This window comes from Okeania sp. SIO1H4 (genome assembly GCF_010672695.1).
GTDB lineage: Bacteria > Cyanobacteriota > Cyanobacteriia > Cyanobacteriales > Microcoleaceae > Okeania > Okeania hirsuta.
On record NZ_JAAHGB010000053.1, the window covers coordinates 18,377 to 34,473 of the forward strand.

General features: G+C 33.7%; 12 protein-coding genes. 6 read left to right on the top strand and 6 right to left on the bottom strand.

Going from position 1 to position 16,097, the window contains the following annotated elements:
- Positions 1–577 precede the first annotated feature (577 nt).
- A complete protein-coding gene (locus F6K06_RS25130; RefSeq protein ID WP_124155113.1) occupies positions 578–1,714 on the bottom strand; it encodes a glycosyltransferase in 1,137 nt (378 codons plus the stop codon).
- A 1,316-nt stretch (positions 1,715–3,030) separates the two neighbouring features.
- On the opposite strand from F6K06_RS25130, the gene F6K06_RS34255 reads away from it, so the two are divergent.
- Together F6K06_RS34255 and F6K06_RS25135 are read left to right on the top strand one after the other, a co-directional pair.
- Positions 3,031–3,177, top strand: a complete 147-nt coding sequence (locus F6K06_RS34255) for a transposase (RefSeq protein ID WP_353734885.1) — start codon at positions 3,031–3,033, stop codon at positions 3,175–3,177.
- Positions 3,178–4,281: 1,104 nt separating this feature from the next.
- Positions 4,282–4,482 carry a tetratricopeptide repeat protein gene (locus tag F6K06_RS25135; RefSeq protein ID WP_124145952.1) on the top strand — a complete coding sequence of 67 codons (201 nt, stop codon included), beginning with the start codon at positions 4,282–4,284 and terminating at the stop codon, positions 4,480–4,482.
- A gap of 184 nt (positions 4,483–4,666) precedes the next feature.
- On the opposite strand, the gene F6K06_RS25140 is transcribed toward F6K06_RS25135, so the two are convergent.
- Positions 4,667–5,635, bottom strand: coding sequence for an acetamidase/formamidase family protein (locus tag F6K06_RS25140; protein ID WP_287243444.1), 969 nt, complete (start codon positions 5,633–5,635; stop codon positions 4,667–4,669).
- An 83-nt stretch (positions 5,636–5,718) separates the two neighbouring features.
- On the opposite strand from F6K06_RS25140, the gene F6K06_RS25145 reads away from it, so the two are divergent.
- Positions 5,719–6,579 (top strand): AAA family ATPase, encoded by an 861-nt coding sequence (locus F6K06_RS25145; RefSeq protein WP_287243445.1) that lies wholly within the window; start codon positions 5,719–5,721, stop codon positions 6,577–6,579.
- 908 nt (positions 6,580–7,487) lie between these two features.
- Entirely contained in the window at positions 7,488–8,630 is a 1,143-nt protein-coding gene (gene lysS / locus F6K06_RS25150) for a homocitrate synthase (RefSeq protein WP_287243447.1), read from the top strand.
- A 353-nt stretch (positions 8,631–8,983) separates the two neighbouring features.
- Here lysS and F6K06_RS25155 read toward each other — a convergent pair whose 3' ends face one another.
- From F6K06_RS25155 to fmt, 4 genes are all read right to left on the bottom strand, one after another.
- Complete coding sequence (locus F6K06_RS25155) at positions 8,984–9,724, bottom strand: sulfite exporter TauE/SafE family protein (RefSeq protein ID WP_124145955.1); 741 nt, start codon at positions 9,722–9,724, stop codon at positions 8,984–8,986.
- Between the two features lie 718 nt (positions 9,725–10,442).
- Complete coding sequence (locus F6K06_RS25160; protein ID WP_240039065.1) at positions 10,443–10,940, bottom strand: cupin domain-containing protein; 498 nt, start codon at positions 10,938–10,940, stop codon at positions 10,443–10,445.
- A gap of 368 nt (positions 10,941–11,308) precedes the next feature.
- A complete protein-coding gene (locus tag F6K06_RS25165) occupies positions 11,309–11,590 on the bottom strand; it encodes a hypothetical protein (RefSeq protein WP_124145956.1) in 282 nt (93 codons plus the stop codon).
- A gap of 633 nt (positions 11,591–12,223) precedes the next feature.
- On the bottom strand, positions 12,224–13,222 hold the full coding sequence (fmt, locus tag F6K06_RS25170) for a methionyl-tRNA formyltransferase (protein WP_124145957.1): 999 nt from the start codon (positions 13,220–13,222) through the stop codon (positions 12,224–12,226).
- A gap of 719 nt (positions 13,223–13,941) precedes the next feature.
- Here fmt and recF point away from each other — a divergent pair.
- Positions 13,942–15,114, top strand: coding sequence for a DNA replication/repair protein RecF (gene recF / locus F6K06_RS25175; RefSeq protein WP_124145958.1), 1,173 nt, complete (start codon positions 13,942–13,944; stop codon positions 15,112–15,114).
- Positions 15,115–15,273: 159 nt separating this feature from the next.
- A complete protein-coding gene (gene psb27 / locus F6K06_RS25180) occupies positions 15,274–15,672 on the top strand; it encodes a photosystem II protein Psb27 (RefSeq protein ID WP_287243450.1) in 399 nt (132 codons plus the stop codon).
- Positions 15,673–16,097 lie beyond the last annotated feature (425 nt).

Sequence of the window (16,097 nt, forward strand, 5' to 3'; positions counted from 1 at the left end):
GAGGGAAAAATACTGCTTTTTCTGAATTTTAAGCTGAAGAAGGAAGAAAGAAGAAGGAAGAGGGAAAAATACTGCTTTTTCTGAATTTTAAGCTGAAGAAGTAAGAAGGAAGAGGGAAAAATATTGCTTTTTCTGAATTTTAAGCTGAAGAAGTAAGAGGAAAGAAGGAAGAGGGAAAAATACTGCTTTTTCTGAATTTTAAGCTTTTGATATGTCCTAATACCATGGGTGAAAAAAGAATATTACGAATAATAAGCATGATTAAAAGACAGGTGCAGAAGATGTCCCTTGAACTAAAAAGATAAATTATGGCCTAATAAATGGCATTAAAACTATTCATTCTGACTCCTGACTCCTGACTCCTAAGAAATAACCTTTCCTTCGACAATACTTAACTTAAATAGCACTTCAATATATTAAGTAATTGACACAAATATAATCACCTTTTTGATAATTAGCACCCTAGAAGCGTATTAATTATTATTATATTTACTACTCCCTGTACGGACGTTGCATGCAACGTCCCTACCCACTCCCCTGCTGCCCCACTCCCCCACTCCCCCACTCCCCCGCTCTGCTATTTCCTATTTTCTTGATAATATTTTTGTGCAGTTTGTATCCAAGCTTTAATCTGAGATTCTAGCCATTTTTTTTCATCATTTAACTGATTAATTTTCATTTCTAAAACCGAATTTTTATTCTCAAGATTTTTAACCCAGTCCCTATATTCATCCACTTCAAACTTGAGGCGAGAATTTACTTGTAAAATTTTTTGTATTCTAGTGCCTAACTCTTGCACAGAAATACTTAATTTTACTGACTTACCCCGCCAATTTTCCAGCAACTCGGATAACTTGAATGCTTCATCAAAATTTCCCTTTTCCAGATGACGATAAATTTGATAAAAACTCACCCATTTAACAGTTCGAGATAACACTTCACTTTCCCAATAATTTAATTCTGGGTCTGATAAATTTAAACTATCAATTAAATCACTACAAATTTGTAAATGTTCTTTTACCTGATAAAAATCATCAAAACTATGAGTTTTATTTCCTTCATGCCATCGATAATATCCCAATATTTCTTTGACAAAATATAAGTCAGCAACCAAACCAATTCTCAACCATAATTCTAAATCCGCAGCATAAGCATAATTCTCATTAAATTTCCCGCCTACTTTCTCTAAAACTTGTCTTCTCATTAATACAAACGGGCAACAAATAGGATTAGCTTCTCCCAAAATATTCCTCGCCCATTCCTTGCCATTTACTAACTTATCCTCAGGATAATTTGCCCAATTCCAATTGAGATGATTATTATTAGCGTCAACCACCATAACAGATGAAGTAACTAAACCTATATTTTGGTATTTATCCAAAATTTTTACCTTTTGCTCTAAATTTTTTGGCAACATCACATCATCCTGAGCAAAGATAGTAATATACTCACCATTAGCACTTTCTAAACACTGATTCCAATTAGTAAACAGTCCTAAATTTTTTGAATTTCTCAAGTATCTAATTCTGTTATCTTTCTGCAGATAATTTTTAATAATTTCTGGAGTATTATCGTTGGAACAATCATCAGAAATAATTAACTCAAAATCTGTAAATGTCTGTTGAAGGACACTATCTATTGCTTGAGTTAGAAATTCTCCAGAGTTATAAGTAGGTAAACAAACGGTAACTTGAGGACAATGATTGATGAGCATTTAATCTAATATTAATTTTGAAGTAATACTAAGTTTGGTTGATAAAAGATATTTATAATTTTTTGATGTTCTTTATTTCTTAGTGTCAATTCAGTTATCAATTATCAGTACCTCGGGCAATAGGGAGGCGATAAAATGCAAAATTTTCTTTTTTATCTCCTTAAAGGGGGAGGTTTTATACCTGATTTTTTTGTCCAAGATGGCTCTTTGAAACTGTATTCACGATCGTACTGTATTATACCAATTTGATTAAAGAAATTATAAATAATAAAAGTGATTGAATAACCTGATGTTGATGTCTGTTAAACTCAAAATAAAGCTTGATATTTGTCACTAATAAATTCAAATAGTTACTAATAGATAAAAAACCGAGAAGAAACATTTCAAATTATTTTTATGAGGCCGTGAATTCTCTGACAAAGCGTAATAAATATTTGCTATAAATAACTAGGTTATTTCTTAGGAGTCAGGAGGACTGAGTCAGGAGTAAAAATAAATAGCTTTGATACCATTTATTAGGTGGGACTTTATCTTTTTAGCCCAAGGAACATCTCCTGCAGGTTTCTTTTAATTGCCCTCATTATTCGTCACATTCTTTTTCCAGATTTGTATAATTCCTAAATTAAGTATTTAAGCATAATTAATTATGCATTAACTTCTCACTCTGTCAGACTTAGAGATGAAATTATATACAAATAATTTGGCATGAGTACTTATGATTATTCCTGAATTATAAATTATCACAATTTAGAGTCAACTTTTTTCAATTGCCATGAAATATTTTGAGTTAGGGCAAATTGGAGTGTGACTAAGTTATTTTAATTATTCCTGTTCTTGCTGATAAGTGGAAACGTAAACTTAAAAATATAGCAACTGTCATTAAGCAGGAACAGAAAATTAACTTCCTATTTTTGTCATCAAAATATATCCTTGACGAAAAAACTTTTATACCAATTTCATAAAATATTGCAAAGCGTGAGGACACAGGGAACAGGGAACACCGGAGCTGGGAACAGAGAAAGAAAAACATAAATATTAAAGAGGAAAAAAGATGGAAATTTTAGAATTTATGGAATTTATAATTTTTTCTTTTAAGAAGAAATCACAAATTAAGATGTAACTGCCTTTGCGTGAATTTGGTATTAGAAAGAATAAGTTTCCAAAGTAAATTTCCTCAAGTGAGAGATAGCAGCTCTATATATGATGTAAAAATTAACTAAATTACGAAATACATCAGGGAGTAATTGACAGTAAAATTGTCATAAATTTTTGAAATAAGTTTAGTCAATATTTAGCTAAACTCTTGCTCTGTAGTTATGGATAGAGCTTTCATCTATACGAGGGATAAAATGAGCGAAAAATTATCAGAATGGAAAGAAAAAAAATTAGAGATATTTTGGTGTCAAACTTACTCACCCAAGCACAACTTAATCGAAATTCTTTGGAAATTTATTAAGTATTAGTGGATTAAAGTTGATGAAACTCGAAAACTCTCCAAGCTTTCTTAACTATCTCAAAAAAGTTCTGGATAAAAATTGTCAAGAATATGTAATTAATTTTGTGTAGGTGCTTACTACTTTTGAGTTATGGAATATCTTTTTGTGTAACTCCGTAGGAGAAACAACAGAATATGAATAATTCACCTTTTTCCTTTTCTCTTAGATAACTAAATACCTTTTTCCTTTTTAATTCTGCTATAAAAGCAATACTTTTGATTAAGTTTAACTCTGTAGGATCTTAAGTAGATAAGCATAAATCAACCCAATATTAGAAGGCGAGTTTTTAGAACTCTATAGCGCTGAAGTCAAAGCTTTCAGTTAAACCTGCCCCGACAATTTTTTTGACGTTTAATTAGACCTACCTACTTACCAGTTGAAGTTTGATTACTTGAAGTAATTTTGATGAATAAACTTAACTGATTTTATGTACTGAATTCTGGATAAATAAATTTCCGGGTTAGTACAATAAACTTTTGTAATAGGCAAGTAAACTCTATGGTTAACTCAGGTAGTCAATTTTTCTCCTCTACAGGAATAAAACACTGCACCTGTACTTAAATGGAATAGGAGAAACAACGGAATATCAATCATTAACTTTTTTTCTTCTCTCCTAGATAACTAAGCGTATTTTTCCTTTTTACTTCTGCGATCAAAGCAATACAGTTTATTAAATTTAACTGCGTAGTAGCTTACCAGTTGAAATTTGATTACTTGAAGTAATTTTGATGAATAAACTTAACTGATTTTATGTACTGAATTCTGGATAAATAAATTTCCGGGTTAGTACAATAAACTTTTGTAATAGGCAAATAGACTATATGGTTAACTCAGGTAGTCAATTTTTTTCCTCCACAGAAATAAAAAACTGCACCTGTACTTAAATAGAATCTGTTCCAATAAAAACTAATTCCATTGAAGAAGGAGACAGGAGACAGGAGACAGGAGACAGGAGGAAAATTACATGGGGATTCTCACCCCAAGTAATTTTGAACACTCCAGTTGACGGTGGGGTATTAAACCCACAAAGAAAATGATAAAAACTAATATATATAGATAAATAAGCCAAATATGCGTATTTCTAAAACAGCTGTCTTAACCCTTGCTGCTCTCAGTTCCCAAAATTTAACTGCTAATGTTGATGTTTTACATAACTTAGGCGCTATACTTGGAAAACTACACCGCTATGAAGAGGCGATCGCTACTTTTGATCAGGCATTAAAAATTCAAGCAAATAAAACAGCAAAAAAGTTCATCCTCTTGCTTTACTGAATGGCAAAAAAGTTAAGACCGATAACTAGATTATTATTTTATAGTAGAAGGAAGAAAAAAGAAGGAAAAATCTTGCCTCTTTTTTATGGTATCTAAACACCTACGCAGAATGTAATTTCAGCTATTAGCAGTCAGCTCCTCGGTGCGGAATGCGCTCGCATTCAGCTTTTTAAGATAATTTCTTCTATATGATAGAGTTTATTGCGGGTAATATTGATTTTGGTAACATTCCATGAACTCCTTTATGAGGATTATTCACAACTTGAGTAATATGAAAATTCACAGCAATAGAACACAAACTATAAGCATCTTCAGCACTCAACCCAACAAAATTTTCTAACCAACTAATCATTTGCTTTAAAGCTAATTCAAAAGCAGCATCTAAAGTATTGCCAAAACCAAACGAAATAATATCAGTCGATGTTTCTGCCATGGGAAAAATTAGTTGTAAATCTTGCCTAACCTTAATCTGAATAGTACCATTCATTGAAGTTTCAATTGCCGTTACATTTATTTCTCCATCGCCCTGTGCAGAATGACCATCACCAATAGAAAATAAACCACCAGGCACAAAAACAGGTAAAAAAATTCGCGAACCAACTTGTAATTCTCGACAGTCAATATTTCCCCCATAAATACCAGGAGGAATAGATGAACGTTGAGTATTTTCTGTAGCAACTCCGAGAATTCCAAAAAATGGTTGAAGTGGAATTTTTATCCCACTATTAAGAGGAAATTCAGCTATCTTTTTTTCTAAATCTAATGGAATAAAGTTTAGTTTTGCTTCTGTAAATTGTTCGGGTAATGCACCCCATCCCGGACGAATTGAATTAAAACCCATCGGTAAACTAGGGTAAATATTTTCCAGAATAATTTCTAATACATCTCCTGGTTTAGCATCATTAATATATATTGGTCCAGTTAATAAATGAGGACCAACACCAACTTTTCTTTCTGCTGGTAAATGGTGACAAATTTCTAGAAATTCTGGAGTGATAAATTCTCTAGGTGCTCTGTCGTAAAGATAATAACCCGTGTAAGTTTCTATATCTATGCGATCGCCAGAATTAATGATTAATGCTGGTTCTAGTTTATGGGAAAAACCTCCTAAATGAACAGTGTTACATCGAGCTTTTAAAATATGCTTTTTCATCTTTTTTATTTTTTTTTAAAATTTATCGTATATAATACCTATCTAAATAAAATAATTTCAAATTTTCATAAACTTAACTTAAAATGATTCAAACTATAACTAAAACTAATCAAACTTTTAAACAGTTACAGTCGGGAATTGGTATTGGTACACCTCTACCTCAAGATTGGGTATCTATCAAGAATGAAGCTCTAGTAATTATTGTAGGTTTAACTGGTGTAGGGAAAAGTACAGTCATTAATACATTAACTGAATCTGGATTAGATTTCACTTTACTTCCAAATCGACGCACCCTAACAACAGAATTAATTATTCCTCATATTACAGCCACAAATGAGCAAAACGTTCAAACAATTTGTCGTATAGACCGTTTTAAATATACTCGTCAGTATCAAAAAAGTTTTCCCGGTGGTATGGGTCATATTTTAACCCAGTTACAAGTTAATCCATCTTTAATCAATCATCCATTAATTTTTGATGGTTTACGAGGAAAAAATGAAGTTACTTATGCTGCTAATACTTTGAAAAAAGCTAAATTTATAATTTTGGATGCCCCATTATCAGTTCGCTTAAAACGTCTTTTAACTAGAAGCGATGCTTTCGATAGAATCACAAAATATCCAGATAATGAAGTAGTTAATCCCCAAAAAATTATGAGTTTTTCTGACTTTGGTATACCCGAAGCATCCAATTTATTTACCTTTGATGAAGAGCAGGAAATTTTAACTCTACTGGAAAGAGGAGTATATAACTCTGTAGATGTTTGCGAACGATTAAACATTCTGGTTGAGGAGAGCAGAAATTATGATTCGGAAGCAACAAAAACAGCTTTACAGGCAATTGCTCCTGAGCGAACTTTGCTTTTAGATACTACTAAGTTTTCACCTCAACAACTAACTCAAAAAATTCTTGCTTACTTATTACTTAAAAATTCGAGGGTTTAAGTCTCCTACTATTTTGTTGATGGGGGAATGCTCCCCTATCATAAACACAGTTTTTTTTAGTAGGAGGACTGAGTCAAAAGAGAATATTCCTGATGTTAAGCTTTTTGCTTCAGCTAGAGGTAGTGATAACTGATAACTGAAAAGACTCTTATTTCCCGTTCCCTAAATTCAAAGATATTTTTACCTAAAACTTTCCAGATTTTATTAACTTTATATTCTGTTTAAAAGTAGTCATAGAATATTTTTAAGAAGCTGTTTTCTCGACTATATTCATTTTTTTAGGGAGTAGGAAGTAGAAAAGAAGAAAAATAACTGTACCTCAGTAACTTGAGAAACGCTATAATACCAAATTGATAAATTTTTCCTACAAATAGCTAGGATATTTCTTAGGAGTCAACCCACCCCTCACCCCTCCCCCTCCCAGGAGGGGAAGTCAGTCGGACCGAGTCAGAATCAATGGCTTTAATACAAGTTTTTAGGTTGTAATTTATCTTTTTAGTCCAAGAGACATCTCCGATAAAGTATTTTAATTGCCCTGATTATTCGTAACATTCTTTTTCCAAATTGATATAATTTACTCAAATAACTATAAAAATATTAATTAGAATTTAAGATTGAGGGTTACTATAGCAATCCTAAATCATTTGTGATCATTTTATTGCTTCGGTGTTTCTCCCATACCTGTTCCCTGTTCCCTGTTCCCTATTCCCTAAAATCTACAATATCTCACAACTCAAATAAGACTGCTTTGCTATAGATTTTAACAATAACTTAAATGTTCTTAAATATTATTAAATATCTTTAATATATACCATTTTTTTGTGATATTAATTGTAATTAACCATACTAATCATAATTCCTGTAATATGTTTAGCTGAAAATTATAGAATTATGCCTAAACTAAAAAAATGCTATTAAGTAAATTAGCGATAGTTGATTCTACTCTGCGAGAAGGAGAACAATTTTTTAAATCTAACTTTTCTACGAGTGATAAAATTGAAATAGCTAGAGGATTAGATCAATTCGGAGTAGAATACATAGAAGTTACTTCTCCGAGAGCTTCTCCTCAATCCTATCAAGATTGTCAAAAATTAGTTAAATTAGGTTTACAAGCTAAAGTTGTCACTCACATTCGTTGCCATCTAGAAGATGCAAAAATAGCCCTAGATACAGGTGTAGATGGCATTAATCTGTTCATCAGCACTTCACAAATTTTACGTCAATTTGGTCACCGTAAAAGTATAGAAGAAATTATCGATATAGCTACAGAAGTTATCACTTTTATTCATCAAAAAAATCCTCAAGCAGAATTGCGTTTTTCTACTGAAGATTCATTTCGTAGCTCTCTTTCAGATTTACTGCGAGTCTATTTAGCAATTAATAAATTAGGAATAGTCAATCGTTTTGGAGTAGCTGATACAGTAGGTATAGCAACTCCTCACCAGGTTTATCAACTAATTCAAAATATGAGACAATGTTTTTGTGAGGATATAGAATTTCACGCTCATAATGATACAGGTTGTGCAATTGCTAATAGTTTTACTGCTTTTGAAGCAGGGGCAACTCATATTGATACAACTGTTTTAGGGATTGGTGAACGTAATGGCATTACTCCTTTAGCTGGATTAATTGCTCGTCTTTATACCCTCGATCCACAAACTTTAAACAATAAATATTCTCTATCTTATCTCCATAAATTAAATCAATTAGTAGCGGAAAAAATTGAACTTTCTATTCCTTTCAATCATTGTATCGTAGGGGAAGCTGCATTTAATCATAAAGCAGGAGTTCATACTAAAGCAATGCTCAATAATTCTAGAACTTATGAAGCAATAAATCCCACTGATTTTGATTTGAATCGGTCAATTTTAATTAACCATAAACTTACAGGTAAAAATAGTATTAATCATCGTGCTATTCAACTTGGTTTGAATTTAGACAACTTCCAAATTCAAGCTATTACTCAAACAATTAAAAATTTAGCCGACCGACAAAAAATGACCTTAGAAAACGTGGATGAAATTTTGTTATCATCCCAAAAAAATATGTAATATCAAATCCGTTAGCATCGGTATAAAATCTTTTGAAGTAGGAGTCAGGAGGGAAAAAATTTATGAAGATTTGGTAATGGTGAAGATCAAGAATGTTTTTATACCGAATTAAACGGATTTGATATAAGCATTCAGCTATCAGTTATCAGTTATTAACTTATTATCTTATTATCTTAGAAGGAGAATTCAAAATTATGTTTATGCAGCATTCCGCAGGAAAGAAAAAGGTAATAAGCTAACCTTAGTAAGTCCTTTACGTTCATGCATCTTTTTGCACAGCATTCCGTAGGAAATGCTAATAGCTGAGTGCTTACAAAAATATTGGTTAAATTTTTTTAGCATTACTGCCAAATCTACCACAATATTAATATATTCCTTTGTTCCCAGAGAATAAAGACACCACTAAAAAGCACAAAAATAATTACTAACTGACGGAACAATTGCGGACTAATTTTTTCTAATACTAAATTACCCAACCAATTACCTGGAAAGGCAGCTATTCCTATGAGTATTCCATATCCAAACAAAGGCAAAGTTAAAGTACCAAAAATGGCGTAGACGATCACCTTAATAATATGAATTACCATCCGGTTCATTGCTTGAGTGCCTAATAGTTCCTCTTTTTCCAAGCCAAATTTCAGGTAAAAAGGTGCAAGTATCGGTCCCATACTACCAATAATGCCAGACAAAAAGGAATAAATAAAACCTGCTGGTAAAAAATACCAAGCACGAACAGTAAAAGATTGGTCTTGATTCTTAATAATTAAATTTATCCCAGAGATAACTAGAAATAATCCTACTAAAAAACTCAGCCATTCTACAGAAATTTGGGTCAACATAAATGCCCCCAAACAAGCACCAAAAATAGCACCAGGTAGTTCCCAAAAAATCACTGTCCAGTTAATTTTTTGCCGATAAGTAAAAGCACGTTCAGCATTACCAATCATTCCTCCAGTTGTAATAATTGGTGGGATGGCTAAAGCTCCTAAAAATAAACCAATGACTGGCATTAAGATAAATGAACTACCGCCACCTGCTAGAGTACTGACAAACCACCCAACAATACTTGCTAATGCTAACCACAAATAGGTCATATTCTTTGAAAATTTATAATATTTTACTACTAATTATTTCTGCTTTATTTATGTAAGCATTCAGCCGCCAGCTATCAGCTATTGCTTTTAATTTTAGATAAAAGCTTTACTAATTGAGTCATAATTGATACTTACTATAAAAGCTGGCTTGAAAGTCTATATTTATTCAAACCCCCTCATGAGAGCTGAGAGCTGACAGCTAATAGCTGTTTGCGCAGCATTCCGCAGGAAATGCTTGCTAATTTTTTGATTTATAAGTTTGACTATTCTACCAATATTAAAGGGAGATTAAATAAGGGTTTTTAACAATATTACAGAAGCTCAAAATAAACTTAAGGAATGATAATTGGATGACTGTTTAATTCCCGATAGAACTCCATTCCACTCACGGGAGGGAAAAACAATCCCTTCACTTCATAAAGTAAATCTTTCCATACTCTCTTATTTATAAATATTCAACTGACTTGATAGTATAGTACGTTATTTTTGAGGTACTGATAACTGATAACTGAAATGACCGTAAATTAAAAATTATATTATAGTGGAAATCCTCTTTCAAACTTCTCTGATAGAAAAATCTAAGGTTTTAAATTTTCTATTTCATATCAATAATCTTCTCCAGAACCTACCAATAAAAATTTAGTAGTTTCTAGAGAAGGAATCACTAAAAACATTGATTGATTCAAAACGTCATTAACATTGCTACTTAAGAAAGCGGCTACTCATAATATAACCCTTCTATCAGTACACCATCCTCATGTTTGTTTTCCTTTGATTTTCCTGGTAATGACTTACCATCAATACCAATACGATTAACTGGAATTTTTTCCTTTTCCGCGCCTATTCTCAACATGACTAGAGGCTCATCTCCACAACTTTGAAACTTGTAAAAACCACCTCTAGGAACTAATATACCTTGGTTTCTACTGAACACTCCAACTTCACCATCTTTGCCAAAAAACCTAGCTTTTCCGGCTAAAATTACAAAAGTATGATCATCTCCAGGATGAGAGTGTAGAACATTTTCTCCCCCTTGAGCGTAACATTTAATTCTGACGCTCATTAAATCAGTTTTGGCGAGGGTATAGTCACTTCTTCCCTTACTCAAAAGTTGAGTTTTGAGTTGAAAAACTTGAAGTTCTAGACTTTCGTTAGAAATTTTTTCTGTCAATTCTTGATTAGCAACTATCGCAGGTATTTTTTTTACAGAAAACACTAAACATAAACAATAGTATATTAGCCGAGTTATCTAATAATATTCATTATAAAAATATTAATTTTTACTTCATTCAATTCATCAATCCTAGTCCAAGTAATACCAAATCCAGATATCAAAAGCACGTTTTTCAAATTCTTCTCTAATCCTTCTTCTCTCTACCTTCTTCCTTACCTTCATAAATAAAGGTTCTGTATAAACCGGATTGAGTATAATTAGCGGTCAAAAAAACAACTCTATTCTCATCCAACTTGATTGTATTAAGTATTTAAATTTAAGTCCAAAACAGATTTTCTCAAGAAGGAGCAAATCCCTAGATGATTTGTTTGCCATTGGGTGCTTCATCTGTAAAAATAAGCCTACCTTAGTCAGCTAACAATTTCTCCATGAACTTCACTGCAAATGCGGTTACCACGCTGACATTGTTTCAATTTCACATTATCAATAAAAAACTTTACAGCCAAATCTATAGTCCCTTCTCCAGTGCTTCCTATTGTCAAATTGTTCATCCAAATTTTGGGATGTTGCCAAGCAGCATAAATTTGAAATCTATCCTCCATCCATTTCCATAACTCTTCGCCATAGTTATCTAACTTAGTTTCTAAGAAACTATTATTAGCATTAACAATTTGCTGTAAAAATTTATCCATGCCTCATAGAAGACCACTATATATAAAATAAAGGCTAAAATAGTCCAAATTAGTAAACCTCCTAGAAAATTACTTAGCTCCTCTTTAATCAAGAGCAGGAAATTGATTCTTGGAGAGTCTAATACTTGTAAAATTGTCAACATAGTCTAAATTAATTCCTATCCATTTTTTCAGTTGAAACTAAACTAAAAGTTAAAATTTATAAGTTTAAATTTTAAATTTAACAACCAATAACCGAAAAATAAGGTCTCAAGTCTCCCCTTTTAAGGGGATAAAAAAAAGAGAACTCCGTATTTTCGTAGCCTCCTGCTTCAGTCGGAGGTATTGATATAGCGCTACGCGCAAGTCAGAAGTTATATCATGTCCGGTTGAACAGTTATAAATAAACGATGAAGGAGTCAGGAGTCAGGAGTCAGGAGTCAGGAGGGAAGAAAGAAGAAGAAGGAGAAAGTTTTTTTTATCACTAATTATCCGGACATGATATTAGAAGTCAGTAGGGACATTAACGATAGTTATGCGAAGCAAAATATCATTAACGCCCCTACAGAAGTAATCCCTGACTGAGTTTGAGGATTTATCAATGTCCGCGCCCTATTTGTGTAGTGCTATAACTGATAACTGAAATGACCCATCCTAACTGCCAATAATCTCCCCCATGGCCAGACGAGTACCATTAGCAAAATCCCAACCAGAAACCGCCTTCTTTCCTGACAACTGCACCTGGCACAATAACAACCAACCAGCACCAGTTTGCACCACTGGTCCCAAACCCTTAATAACTTTCACTACTTCCCCCAAACTCCCAGAAACCTCAGACTCAGAAGACCAAACCTTTTCCAACTTCTGCAACTCAGGAGGCAACTCCGACCAATATTCAGCACCTACTGGCACAGTTGCCATTACCTTCAAAGACTCACCCCGAAAACTGGTGACACAGTTAGGAAAAAATCCCCTTACTTGGTTGTGAATTTCCCAAGCACCCCTGGACCAGTCAATTTGATAATCAGAATTTTGAATCAGCGGAGCATAAGTTGCCAAAGAATCATCTTGAGCAATAGGTTCAATATCCCCTGTCTCCAACTTCAACAAAGTTTCCCATAATAAATCAGACCCATCCTTTGCCAAAACTTCCGCCACAGATGCAGCATTATCCAATAAACCGATAGGAATAATACTCTTCAACAACATTGGGCCCGTATCCATCCCCACATCCATCAACATCGTGGTATTGCCTGTTTCCTTCTCGCCATGATAAATAGACCACTGAATAGGAGCAGCACCGCGATATTTGGGCAAAATCGAACCATGAACATTTACACAACCCAACTTCGGCATATCTAAAATTTCCGCAGACAAAATCTGTCCATAAGCAACTACCACAAATACATCTACTTGTGCTTGTCGTAATAAATTGAGAGTTTCAGTATGTTTTTTAACTCGACGGGGTTGCCAAACAGGGATACTGTGAGAAACTGCTAATGACTTAACTGGAGATGGGATGAGCTTATTGCCACGTCCCCGTCGCTTATCAGGTTGAGTGACAACTGCCACAACTTCAATTTCTGGCCGAGTTAATAATTTTTCCAGAGTGGGAACAGCAAATTGGGGTGTGCCAAAGAATATTATTTTCATAGAATTTAAGCAAGAAGTCAAAAGTCAAAAGTCAAAAATTAAAAGTCAAAAATTAAAAGTAAGATTTTATAGAAGCTCAAAACTTTGATGCTACAGTAATTTCAGGAAATTATTTAACACTTAAAGTTTGAAACTATTTGTGACATTTTTCAAGTGAATTGGTACAAGATAGGGGAGCTGTTGGATTGGTGAGGTACAAAAGTCAGAAGTAATCCCTGACGCTCGTTAGTATACTTAATAATAGGAGTTTTATGTTGAGAAACTAAGACGTTATAGTTAGATATTTGGGGCGGTTTTATTTAATCTGGTGGTTAAACTCGTTAATTTAAACGTCGTGACTTCTAGTAAATATGTAGGGTTTGCTGATTAATTCTCAAAGTATTGATAAATATAAGGTATTAGCCTTTTTGGGGTTCAAAAAAGTGCCAGCTTTTCGGTGCAAAGAGCTGCAAAAAGCTAGTATAGCGCTGTACGCAGGCAACAGCTCATCTGGCAACAGGCAACAGGGGGAATAAAAAACCGATAATATAAGACTTTTAGCTATTGGACATCTCCTGCAATTTGTAAATATGCCAGCGCACATTGCTATATTTTTGGCTGACTATGGTTGAAAAATCAAAGGACAATTCTTACTTCTACCTCCTCGCTCATTCCCATTTCTCCCCTCCACCGGAGGGGTTAGGGGTGGGTTGTCTCCTGTCTCCTGTCTCCTAGTGAATATGTACCTTAGACATTTACATTTACGACAGTTTCGGAACTATCTAGATCAAAAAGTTAATTTTGATGCTGCCAAAACAATTTTAGTGGGAGATAATGCCCAAGGTAAATCTAATCTACTGGAGTCAGTAGAGTTACTTTCCACTCTCAAATCTCATCGGGTTAGTCGCGATCGCGATTTAATTTTAGATGGCAAACCAGCGGGACAAATACAAGCTAACTTAGAAAGACAAGTTGGCAATATTGAGCTGACTTTAACTGTACGGAGTCAAGGTAGACGCACTGTAGCAATTAATGGTGAAACTTTACGTCGCCATTTAGACTTTTTAAGCATTCTGAATGTGGTTCAGTTTTCCAGTCTAGATTTAGATTTAGTCAGGGGTGGACCTGAAGTACGCCGTCACTGGTTAGACCGACTATTGGTACAGCTCGAACCTGTCTATGCTCACATTCTGCAACAGTACAATCAAGTTTTGCGCCAACGGAATGCTTTGTTAAAGCAGATTCGCCAACAGAAAATGGCAGCAGAAACTACTGGTTCCATAAATCCTATTTCTACTCAGGAGTTAGCTTTGTGGGATGCCCAGTTGGCAACTACTGGAGCGCGGGTAATTCGCCGAAGACAGCGTGTTTTACAGAGGTTAGCACCGTTAGCAAGTGAGTGGCACCGGGCGATCGCTGGAAATATGGAAGTTTTGCGGATGGAATATTTAGCGAATGTGATGGTTGATAGCAAGGAATTGATTATTCAAGATAGTTTGGATGGCGTGCGTCAAGCTTTTTTAGAAAAAATCAAGGTACGGGCGATCGCCGAACAATATCAAGGTACTACAGTAGTAGGTCCTCATCGAGATGATGTAGTTTTTACTATTAATGATACTCCAGCAAGACAATATGCTTCTCAAGGACAGCAGCGCACTTTGGTGTTAGCGTTAAAGTTGGCGGAGTTGCAACTTATTGAGCAGGTAGTAAGGGAACCGCCGTTGTTGCTATTGGATGATGTGTTGGCAGAGTTAGATTTGCATCGACAAAATCAGTTGTTAGAAGCAATTACTGACCGTTTTCAAACTTTGATTACTACTACTCATTTAGGGTGTTTTGATGGTCAGTGGTTACAAGATACTCAAATTCTTTCGGTGCGATCGGGACAAATTAGTTATTTCTGGGATTTTTGATTATTTGATCGTGGTCAAACAATTGACATTTGACAAAAATAAAAAATTGTAGTAATAGAATATTTTTTTGATATTTAACTATACTAAAATTTCAAATTGAGCTAGACTATATTATGAAATAATCAATAACAAATTACCTACCATAGCAAATAAAGTTCTATGAAACGTTTTATTTCTCGTGTACTAGCCTTAGTTTTAGTTTGTGTAATAGGTTTGATGGGTTGTTCTAATAATCCCGCAACTTTAACTGGAAATTATCAAGAAGACACATTAGCTTTAATAAATACCTTAAAAACAGCTATTGAGTTACCAGAGAATACAGAAAGTAAGGCGGAAGCTCAAGCAATAGCACGTCAAACAATTAATGATTATGCCTCTCGCTACCGACGTGATAATTCTGTATCGAATTTACCTTCATTTACTACTATGCGAACTGCTCTTAATTCTTTAGCAGGGCATTATAGTTCTTATCCAAATCGTCCTGTGCCTGAAAAATTGAAGAAACGTTTAGGTCAAGAATTTAGACAAGTAGAACTTGCTTTAAAGCGGGGAGCGTAATTGTCAGATTAAATTATGATTATCGCAATTACCATACTGTTGAAGTACAAAGTTACTGGTTTTAGAGAAAAGGAAAAATAAAATAGGGAAAATAAGTGTATCTTAAACTAAGTCTGAGAAACACTATATTAATTCTTACTTTAGCAATTATCTCTTTACCTTTTAACTAAAGAAAATATTTTTTATACCTCTAGAAATATGGCAGTTATATTTAAGTTGTGCAGAAAATATTTGGGAATTTAGAAATAAGGAAAAGGGGTTAATAACTGACATTTTTTTGTCTATACAATTCTGGATTTTTGACCAATAATTTAAGAATGCTATAGAACTGGAAATAACAGAAAAATAATTGCTGAAAAAAACACAAAAACTGAGACAAAATTTGAACAAAAATGTGAGGTGATATTTAGAGGTTCTTTTCATTG

Coding starts and splice junctions, on each gene's coding strand:
- F6K06_RS25165 (WP_124145956.1), bottom strand. CDS start 11,590: ATGGATAAATTTTTACAGCAAATTGTTAATGCTAATAATAGTTTCTTA.
- psb27 (WP_287243450.1), top strand. CDS start 15,274: ATGAAACGTTTTATTTCTCGTGTACTAGCCTTAGTTTTAGTTTGTGTA.
- F6K06_RS25130 (WP_124155113.1), bottom strand. CDS start 1,714: ATGCTCATCAATCATTGTCCTCAAGTTACCGTTTGTTTACCTACTTAT.
- F6K06_RS25155 (WP_124145955.1), bottom strand. CDS start 9,724: ATGACCTATTTGTGGTTAGCATTAGCAAGTATTGTTGGGTGGTTTGTC.
- F6K06_RS25135 (WP_124145952.1), top strand. CDS start 4,282: ATGCGTATTTCTAAAACAGCTGTCTTAACCCTTGCTGCTCTCAGTTCC.
- recF (WP_124145958.1), top strand. CDS start 13,942: ATGTACCTTAGACATTTACATTTACGACAGTTTCGGAACTATCTAGAT.
- F6K06_RS25145 (WP_287243445.1), top strand. CDS start 5,719: ATGATTCAAACTATAACTAAAACTAATCAAACTTTTAAACAGTTACAG.
- F6K06_RS34255 (WP_353734885.1), top strand. CDS start 3,031: ATGGATAGAGCTTTCATCTATACGAGGGATAAAATGAGCGAAAAATTA.
- fmt (WP_124145957.1), bottom strand. CDS start 13,222: ATGAAAATAATATTCTTTGGCACACCCCAATTTGCTGTTCCCACTCTG.
- F6K06_RS25140 (WP_287243444.1), bottom strand. CDS start 5,635: ATGAAAAAGCATATTTTAAAAGCTCGATGTAACACTGTTCATTTAGGA.
- lysS (WP_287243447.1), top strand. CDS start 7,488: ATGCTATTAAGTAAATTAGCGATAGTTGATTCTACTCTGCGAGAAGGA.